This window comes from Candidatus Zixiibacteriota bacterium, from assembly GCA_021159005.1.
Classification (GTDB): Bacteria; Zixibacteria; MSB-5A5; order UBA10806; family 4484-95; genus JAGGSN01.
The window spans coordinates 24096-33329 of the sequence record JAGGSN010000118.1; the positions used below are offsets into that span (position 1 = coordinate 24096).

Annotated in this window: 7 protein-coding genes; 2 read left to right on the forward strand and 5 right to left on the reverse strand. The window is 41.7% G+C overall.

All coding sequences use genetic code 11. The features are described from left to right. Positions 1 to 34: 34 nt before the first annotated feature. From J7K40_07725 to J7K40_07745, 5 genes are all read right to left on the reverse strand, one after another. Positions 35 to 2476: an AAA family ATPase gene (locus J7K40_07725; GenBank protein MCD6162287.1), complete on the reverse strand. Its 2442-nt coding sequence runs from the start codon at positions 2474 to 2476 to the stop codon at positions 35 to 37. Positions 2477 to 2990: 514 nt separating this feature from the next. Next, positions 2991 to 4886, reverse strand: coding sequence for a T9SS type A sorting domain-containing protein (locus J7K40_07730; GenBank protein ID MCD6162288.1), 1896 nt, complete (start codon positions 4884 to 4886; stop codon positions 2991 to 2993). Positions 4887 to 5492: 606 nt separating this feature from the next. Then, positions 5493 to 6542 carry a histidinol-phosphatase gene (locus J7K40_07735; protein ID MCD6162289.1) on the reverse strand — a complete coding sequence of 350 codons (1050 nt, stop codon included), beginning with the start codon at positions 6540 to 6542 and terminating at the stop codon, positions 5493 to 5495. Then, the gene (locus J7K40_07740) at positions 6532 to 7743 is read right to left on the reverse strand and encodes an MFS transporter (protein MCD6162290.1); all 1212 of its coding nucleotides are present in this window, start codon (positions 7741 to 7743) and stop codon (positions 6532 to 6534) included. Before J7K40_07740 ends, J7K40_07735 begins: the two co-directional genes overlap by 11 nt. Beyond that, positions 7740 to 8144, reverse strand: a complete 405-nt coding sequence (locus tag J7K40_07745) for a hypothetical protein (protein MCD6162291.1) — start codon at positions 8142 to 8144, stop codon at positions 7740 to 7742. The genes J7K40_07740 and J7K40_07745 overlap by 4 nt, the downstream gene beginning before the upstream one ends. 285 nt (positions 8145 to 8429) lie before the next feature. Here J7K40_07745 and J7K40_07750 point away from each other — a divergent pair, with 285 nt between their 5' ends. Both J7K40_07750 and J7K40_07755 read left to right on the forward strand, forming a co-directional pair. After that, positions 8430 to 8621: a hypothetical protein gene (locus J7K40_07750; protein MCD6162292.1), complete on the forward strand. Its 192-nt coding sequence runs from the start codon at positions 8430 to 8432 to the stop codon at positions 8619 to 8621. Further along, positions 8614 to 9030, forward strand: a complete 417-nt coding sequence (locus tag J7K40_07755) for a hypothetical protein (protein MCD6162293.1) — start codon at positions 8614 to 8616, stop codon at positions 9028 to 9030. The genes J7K40_07750 and J7K40_07755 overlap by 8 nt, the downstream gene beginning before the upstream one ends. The last annotated feature ends 204 nt before the right edge of the window (positions 9031 to 9234 follow it).

Genomic DNA, 9234 nt, shown 5'->3' on the forward strand with positions numbered 1-9234 from the left:
TTTATATTATGCTAGCCGGTGGATTAAATTAATCCTAAAGGGGCATAACATCAATTGAAAATTTATTATCCTTTACTCCGATTTCGAAGCAATCGCCCGATTTCACATCGCCTGTAATCATCTTTACTGATAACTTTGAAAGAATTTCCCTTTCTATTAATCTTTGAAGCGGTCTGGCCCCCATCTCAAAATCATAGCCCTCCTCGATAAGCTTATCTTTAGCTTCATCGGTAAGCTTCATTTCGATTTTTTTATCAGACAACAGCTTTTTAATCTCTTTTAATTGTATATCGACAATATAGGCTAATGTTTCTTTGCTTAGGGTATGAAATACTATAATTTCCTGAATTCTATTAATGAGTTCGGGTTTAAACTTTTTAAGCATCATCTCCCGGAGTTCTTCGGTTGTAAATGTTTCGCCTTTTCGGTCTTTTTCGACAATCAGAGGTCCGCCATAGTTTGAGGTCATAATTACAATAGTATTGGAAAAATCGACCGTTCTGTTTTTGCCGTCAGTAAGCCTGCCATCATCGAGAAGCTGAAGCAGGATGTTGAAAATATCGAGATGCGCCTTTTCGATTTCATCGAATAATACTACGGAGTACGGCTGACGCATAACCGATTCGGTCAATATGCCGCCCTCCTCATAGCCGACATAACCGGGCGAGGCGCCGATGAGTTTCGAGACATTTATTTTTTCCATATACTCCGACATATCCATCCGGACGATGTTTTTCTCATCATCGAAGAGGAATTCGGCAATCGCTTTTGCCAACTCTGTTTTACCGGTTCCCGTAGGTCCCAAAAATATAAAAGCGCCAATTGGTCGGTTGGGTTTTTTGAGACCGGCGCGCGCCTTGCGAACCGCATCCGATACCGCCTTGATAGCATCCATCTGCCCTACTACTCTTTCGGACAGATGTTTTTCCATCTGGAGCACTTTTTGGGCTTCATCCTCGCGCATCTTGGCTAAGGGTATACCGGTCCAGCGGGATATAGTATGGGAGACTTCATCGGAACCAACTTCTTTTTTTACAGTTGAAAGCAGCTGCAATAGCTTTTTCGATGGTTCGATTAAGTCAACATTCGCTTTCGGGTTTTCGGGCAAGGGTGTAATTTGCGAAGCTATTTCGGATTTATATTTGCAGTTTTCAAAGATTGAACTCAGGTCGTCATAATATTTTTTGAAGCCATCGCTGGCAACATCCTCAAGTCCCTTGATAATTTTTTCAAGACGCGACTGCATATCATCCGCGAGAAGACGAAACTGCGAAGCGGCTTCATCAAGCACATCGATTGCCACCTGCGGAAGCGTTTGACCGCCGAGATACCGCTTTGACATCCGGACAGATTCGATAATGGCAGTATCAGAAATCGTTAATTTGTGGTGGTCCTCATAAAGGTTTTTTATGCCATTGATGATTTTATTAGTTTCCTCAACATTTGGAGGCTCGAGGCTGACTTTTTGGAATAGCGATGATAAGCCTTTATCTAATGAAAAATGCTTGGTGAAATCTTCCTCATTGGTGGCGGCAATAACTGCTACCTCACCCCGGCTAAGATAAGCTTTCAGCGGTCCGACCATTTCGGATGGTCCGCCAGTGGATGATGGCTTTAGAATTTCATGGACATCATCTATTATCAAGATAGTATTTTTTGATGTATTTTTGATGCCGCTTAATACTGTTCTGAATCTTTCTTCGAGTTCGCCTTTATATTTAATGCTGGCAGTAATTTCATCGATATCGAGTTGGATGACTTTTTTATCAGCCATCGCCGGAATAACGGTGCCATCGGAAATACGCTGAACCAAACCGCGCAATAGCGCTGATTTTCCGGTGCCATCAGGACCAACAAGTATTGGGTTTGAACGATGCTTTCGGATGAGAATCTGCATTAATTCAATAATTTTATCATCGCCCCCAATTGTGGCATCAAGCCTACCGCCATTAGCCAGCGCTGTTAAGTCGCGGCAATAGCTGTGTGTTGCAGCAACAGAGACTATATCCCCGCCGCCAACAGCAGTAGATTCGGTAACATCCGATATTTCACCCAGTGCCCGATATAGTTCGCCCTTACTTATATCCATTCTTTCGATTAATTCAGAGGAAATGCTTGAACTCGAATCGACCAACGATAGAAGAAGATGTTCACAGCCGATTTTTGGCGCTTTAAAATTATCTCTTTCGAGGTCGGCGTTGGCTACGATATCCTCAATGAGCGGTGAAAGCGGCAGTTTCAATCGGGCTGTTTCCGATTTTGGAAACCCTTCCATATCCATCTCAACAATGGATTGGAGCAAAACGCTGTTTTTATCGAGATATGATAATAGCGATTCGACTACGCCTGATTTTTTCCTGAGAACAGCTAACAGGAAATGTTCCGGCATAACTTCAGTATGTCGTTTGGAAAGCGCAATATCCTGAGCCGTAATCAATGCTTCTTTGGCATCTCTGCTGAGTTCTGAAATATTCATAATAGTTCCATAAGTCCGTAAGTGTTAATCAACATAGCATTTTGACAATATCATATAATCAATATTGCTATTTCCCAATTGCGCTAAAACAATTTTTATATATTTATTAAGTTTACTATTTTCAGCTCTCAATGTCAATTATTTTTTTACTTTTTATATATCAAACAGTTATCGCCAATCGGGATTGAATATATTTGCTTTACTATAATGAGGGCGTATCATCGTCTGAAAATCCGCCAAGAGCGCAAGTCCGCCTCAGGCGGATTGACCTGCTTGGCAGACAAAGGGCGTATGCAATACGCCCCTACGCGCGGCGATTTTACAAAATTCAATATCAAAATGTGTCAGTTCATCCGCCTTAGGCAGACTACGAACGGACACAATATAAAGTCCGGGTTTATCAACAATCCATCGTAGTCAGAATGCCCGCGTTGTGTTAAAAAAAACCGGGTCATCAATGTTATTAACGACCCGGGATATTTCTAACTTCTAAACTATGTCGAAACAAAAGATATTATTTTAATAACAACATCCGTTTCGTTTCCGATTTGTCGTCCGTTTTGAGCTGATAGAAATAGACGCCGGAAGATTTTTCGGAAGCATTCCAGACAATCTGTTTTATACCAGCCGGCTGATACTCATCAATTAAAGTGGCTACTTTGCGTCCGAGAATATCGAAGACGTCGATTTTAATATTAGTTGGTTCTGTCAGGCTATACTTGATAATCGTAGAGGCGTTAAACGGATTCGGATAATTCTGCATCAAGGTAAATGCATCAGGCAAGTTATTGGTTTTATCATCAACCCAAAGCGGCGGCCCGGGAATTGTGTCATAATCGAAATAAGCTGTTCTTACATCAGATGTACCGCTATCCATTATATAAACTACGCCGAATACTCTGCCGCCAAGATCCTCATAGTTGCCGAGATATTCAAAAGCCGGCTTATAGTAATGAGAATGTGTAGTATATGTTTCCGACGAACTCCAGGGGTTGCTATCATTCCGCCAGGTATAACGGCCGTTTAACGTATCATCGACAGTATAATTATAGGCGGCGCCAAATCCTACGCCTGAATAACCAACAATATCGGCACTTCGGGAAACATCAGTATTGCCATCAAGGTCGCCATTGGTCCAGCTTGAACCACCATCGAAACTGGCTTGATACTGAACATGATTTACTGTGCCGGTGGAGTCATCATAGACACAGGTTATGGTATCGCCATAAGCGGCAATCGATGTATATAACGCTGAACTGACGGCGGCATCATTTTGCGAGTTGGCCCAAACACCGTCATAGTTGTCAATTTGAAGCAAGTTACCGGTATCGATATAAGATGCCCACAGGTCGCCGGAACCGCCATCATAAGCAACGTCGAGCGCTCTATCTGCGTTGGTTACACCGGTTGCAATCTCAGTCCAGCTTGCGCAGGAGGTATCGCTGGTATAGCACAGCAGATTGCCCGAGGTAGTGATTGCCGTATAATAAATTGCGTTATCGCCATAGTTGTGGTCTGTGGCTAAGGCTATTTCTTTGATAGAATCAGGCGAATCTACGTTGCATACCTGGATAAATGATGAGCTGTCCGGAAATTTGACAGACCCGCCGGCTTCAATGCCAAAGCGGCGAATATTTGCCACGCTTTGATCGGTTCCCCGACTGTAGCCAACATACAAAAATTCATCTAAAAGTGCGGCTCCGACAGCATTGAAAGGATAACCGGCAACCCAATTATACACCTCAGTACTGATTATATCATCGAAAAAGTCGACTGATTCTGTTGCAGTCGAATCATACACATAATTGCCTGAAAAAAAGGAGTCTATGACAGAAGATTTGGTATTCGTTTCCTTATAAATAGCCCAGCGGTTAACTATTCCATCGCCCTCAATGAAAAACACCGAGAAATAGTTAACCAAGACAGTCATATCTCTATGAATAGTAATTAAGGTGTCTACCGTTTCGCTTGAATCGGTTACGGTTGTATCAATCGCAATAGTAGTATCGGTTACATCAGTGGAATCATAGTAATCTGATTTGAACAGTGAGACCATTGCAATAGAATCGCGAACGCCGACCTGCCAATCATCGGTTTCCCATCGGTATTGAGGGTTAACAACAGGCGTACGCCAGGCATACCCGATAGCGATTTCTCTGGCATCAGTTAAACCCTCCAGCTGTGGAAACAAAGACAGAGCCTCATCGATATTGCCATTGTTCCATAGCTCGCTTATATCATGAGCCATCTGTAAAGCATAAGTATTAGCGTCTTTTTCGAGGGAAATTTCTATCAAGGCGTTGGCTCTTTCGGAAGGCGTCATTTGTTCGAGTATGTTCCAAACAGGCTGCGCCATAGCTAAAGAAACTATGCTTAAAACCATGGCAATAGTTATTACAAAATTTTTCATTTCTCCTCCATTTTTATTTTCCGACCAATTTCTTACCAGCTATCGGGTTAAATTATTAACCCCGGAACATTTTACTTGCTTTAGTAAAATTCCCGCTCAATTTAATTAATCTACGTTATCTATGCAAGAACTTTTAATAGAATTTATTATCCTTTTAGTTCTTTTACTTTTTTTCAAACAACCTCTGCCAATATCGTCAGGAAATCCGCCGCGGCGGACTGACGACGCATAAATGGTAAACTTTAAGTTGGCGCACAAGAACATATGCCAACCACTGCAACCTTATAATATCAATACAATCAGAATGATTATTTATTCCCTGAAATATTAGGAATCAAAGTTGGCGCACGAGGACGTACGCCAACCACCTGGACCGATGTTGCCAGGAAAAGCTTCCTGATGGTACATGAAACATTAATTAAACGACATATTGTCATTGCTATGTCAACAATATATTAGCAATATGTTTTTCTGAAAAAAGTAAAATTTTGTAAAAAAGTTCTTGACAGTCTGAAATAATTGAGTATAATTTACACGCAGGGTGAAACATCCTCGCTAAGGTAGTTCCAGCCCCCCTCTACCTTAGCATAGTTTCACCCTCTTTTTTTATGCCTGTTTTTGCATCAGCCTGACATGATTGGTAAATATCCACCCCTTTTTGTTGATATAAGCCTCTAACCTGTATAAACCCGGTTCTAATGTTCTGATAGAAAAATCTTTCCCTTTATCGGAAAAAACAATTTGGCCATTGCAAATTAGTCTAATATCAGCTCTTTGCGGCAGATACGCTTTTATTATTGTATTCTTATCCCAGTTTAATTCATCCCCGCAAATGGCTTTACCGGATGAATTCTCAGCGATAAATTTAAAGCTCTGAGCATCACCCCATCGGTAATTCGAAATAAATGCCCGGCAATTTCTAAGCGCGTTATAGATTTCCAGCTTATATGCTTTGAAATCGCTTGATACAGATTTAGGCAGCAAAATATGAGTTCGGATTGCTTTAAACTGCACCTTGTATGGAAACACCGTAATCCTCAATGGTCCAAGGCGGTAAGGGTAAGCGTGAACATCAATAGAACCGACACCGAGTACTTTTCTTTTAAGGTTAACCTCATCCCAGATTTTCAGTATCATATCAGTTGGAGCCTTTAAAGCCCGTCTGGGCATAAATGCCTGCTTTATCATATTCCAGCGGTTTAATAGCTCCATCCACTGTGACATATGGTTCCATATTTCAATGCCGTCATAACCATCAACTTGCCATTTAGTCCAGGGATAGCCGGGATATTTCGACAACTCGGTGCGCACTTCATCCGGATGAGCTATAATCCCAAGGCCGCCATTTTGTTTTACGAGGGGAACATACTGTTCAGCCTGCAAATTCGATGGCAGAACCTCGTTAAGTCCAAATGCCAGATAATGATTTTTATCATCTGGATCATTAATCTCATAGCCGATTATTACAGCGGTATTGCCATAAAAACCCTCAATTCCCTGATGATAAGGCTCTAAGGTCATGTGGTCTGAAACCATGATAAAATCAAGATTTACCTCATTGGCTATAGAGGCAATATCCTGAATGGATTTAGTGCCATCGGAAAATTTTGAATGTATATGTATTGCGCCTACAATTTCTTTATAATTATCTGGCATCAGGAACCTTTCTCAAAATAATCAAGCCAACAACCATCAACAGGAAAAGCGCCTCAATGGCGAATTTATATTTTATTACGCCAAACGGCTCGGCAAAATAAATAATCAACCCCCAGATTACAGGACCGATAACCGCCGCCAGCCTGCCGGATAAGGCATATAACCCGAAGAACTCGCCGAATCTCTCTGATTTGCCGAGCAGGTTTATCATAAGCGGCCGGTCGGATGTCCATACTCCGCCAAGACCGGTTCCGGCTATGCTTCCCCAGAAATATAATAATAGTTTATTTGCAAAAAACACAATCCCGGTTAGGGCAACAAGCCAGAGAATCACAGCCAAAATCAGCATGATTTTGGGGCCGAAACGCTGGGTTAGCAATCCCCAGACATAAGAGCCGATAATTGTGAAAAAGGTAACTACTATCAGAAAGAATGTTACCTCATCAAGACCGAAACCAGCGGCGGTGTTGTCATCAAACCCAACTGCCCGCACAAGATATACAGCCATAAACAGGATAACGGTTTCCATCGCCTCGACGATGAAGAATCTGCCTACGAAAAATCGTAAAAGACCGGGTATTTTTGACGCTCTTTTTAATGAAATGATTAAGCCTTTGCGGTATGATTTTTCATCGGGTTTTATGGCCGTTGTTTTTTTATCCTTTACCCATATAAATATTGGCAATGAAAAAATGAAAAACAGGATGGCAGTCCAGATATACGGCGACAGCATTTTTGATGATAATATAGCTACAATAAATAAGCCGGCAACACTGCCCAGATACCCCAGCGAAACGCCTAACCCGGAGACATAGCCGGTCTTGCCGGGCGGTGCGACAGCCGGCAAAAGAGCGTTGTAAAATGTTAGCGCCGATTGATAGCAATATACCGCCAAGCCAAAAAGAATCAGCTCTATCAGGAGTATGTTTATTTGATTCAAGCAAGCGGTAATCAAGCAGCAAGCTATGGTAAATATAATCAAGGGGATCTTTTTATTGTTGCGCTGGTCGGCAATGACTCCCAAAACAGGCATGGTTAGCGCAACTAATATCATCGCCGCCGAGCGCGATATGCCTATTTGCAGGTCGGTCCCCCCTAATGAGACAATCACCAAAACCGGAAAATAGCGGGATACAATGTTCATTGAAAATATTGTATTGGCGAAATCGTAGCTTGCCCAGCTTATTACTTTGGAATTCATTTTATTACAGCCGTTAAAAGGGCGGCTCCGATTATCGACCCAAGAAAATCTACCGCTAAGTCTTTAAGCGATGAATGCTCAGCCGGTTTTGTGCTGTCGATTATCTCTTTGATGCCGCCAAGACTGAAACTTGCCGTAAAGCCAATGATTATTGCTTCGTTTTTATCTGTATCAAAATGGTTATGCATGACAAACCCGGTTCCTGCCGCAGCTGCAATAGATAAGCTAAAATGCTGGAGTTTATCCATTGCGAAAAAACTGTCGCTGTTATTTTCACCGGCAAAAGAATTTGAGCAGGCGATGATTAGTATGAGAGCGGTGAGAATTTTAGCCGTAGGGAAGTATTGCATCAGCCTAAGGCGGACGCCCCTACGCGCAATAGGACTAACTGCTTTTTTCAATAAGTACCTCCATTTGTTATTATACTATATATTTAAGGAAATATCAAAACCGGAATTAATAAAATGAAGCCGTTATTTTTGTAAAAGTTAGCGCACACGAATGTACGACTATCACTTGGATTTTATAGAATCGTGTCGATATAATATATGATAGTTGGCGCACGGGGACGTACACCGACCACTTGAAATACGCTCTCTTGTTGCCAAGCGGAGCTTGGCAACAAGAGTGAAATCGATAAGAATTATCTGAGCGGCCATCAGCATAAGGATATAGTGAAGAACGAAATGACATCTAAGAAAAAGCTGATTATTAAGAATAAAAACAAACAGGCTATTATATATGCCGTTAAAGCCGGAGATGAGACTATCTGGGAGGGGCCGGATATTCACAAGAAATTCAAGGAACTTCAAAATGCGCATAACAACGAGGAGTTGTCCATAAGCTGGAAAACATTTAAGGAGTATCTGAGTGTCTAAGAAAATAATAGTGCCTTATGTTAATGAGGAATCCAATGTTTTCCGGATGATCAAAAGACCTAAATTGTCGATGTCAATATATTCCAAGCAATTTGAACAATGGATTTATGTTGAGGATGTTTTGGCAGACACCGGCGCCGATATATCAGTCCTTCCCGAAAGCATGGGGATATTGATGGTTGGCGATTACAGAAAAGGGGAAAGATTTAAAATCACAGGCCTTTTACCTCAAAATATCGCTAATATGTATATCCATAAGCTTAGTATTCGTATCGGCAGCAAGGTTTTTCGCACCCGTTTTGCCATATCTAATTCAAACGATATCCCGCCCACATTAGGTCGGGTTGGAGGATTGGATAAATTTGATATTCAATACAAACGGGGCAAAACGATGGTAATTCGGTTTTGATTAATCTAACGACTGTCAAAAGTAACTTTTTATGCGTCAGGATGGATAACTAAATTCAGTTTTTATTGTATGCCGGTTCAACCAAACGCATCTTTAGGTCGGGGATATGCTGGTGCAGCAGGACGTTCACCAGCCACTAAAACTTTCGACAGCACAAAAAAGGCGTATGCAATACGCCCCTACGCGCAACGGTAAATATCACCC

Excerpts from the sequence above, each read along its gene's own strand:
- J7K40_07725 (MCD6162287.1), bottom strand. The coding sequence starts at position 2,476 with ATGAATATTTCAGAACTCAGCAGAGATGCCAAAGAAGCATTGATTACG.
- J7K40_07730 (MCD6162288.1), bottom strand. The coding sequence starts at position 4,886 with ATGAAAAATTTTGTAATAACTATTGCCATGGTTTTAAGCATAGTTTCT.
- J7K40_07735 (MCD6162289.1), bottom strand. The coding sequence starts at position 6,542 with ATGCCAGATAATTATAAAGAAATTGTAGGCGCAATACATATACATTCA.
- J7K40_07740 (MCD6162290.1), bottom strand. The coding sequence starts at position 7,743 with ATGAATTCCAAAGTAATAAGCTGGGCAAGCTACGATTTCGCCAATACA.
- J7K40_07750 (MCD6162292.1), top strand. The coding sequence starts at position 8,430 with ATGACATCTAAGAAAAAGCTGATTATTAAGAATAAAAACAAACAGGCT.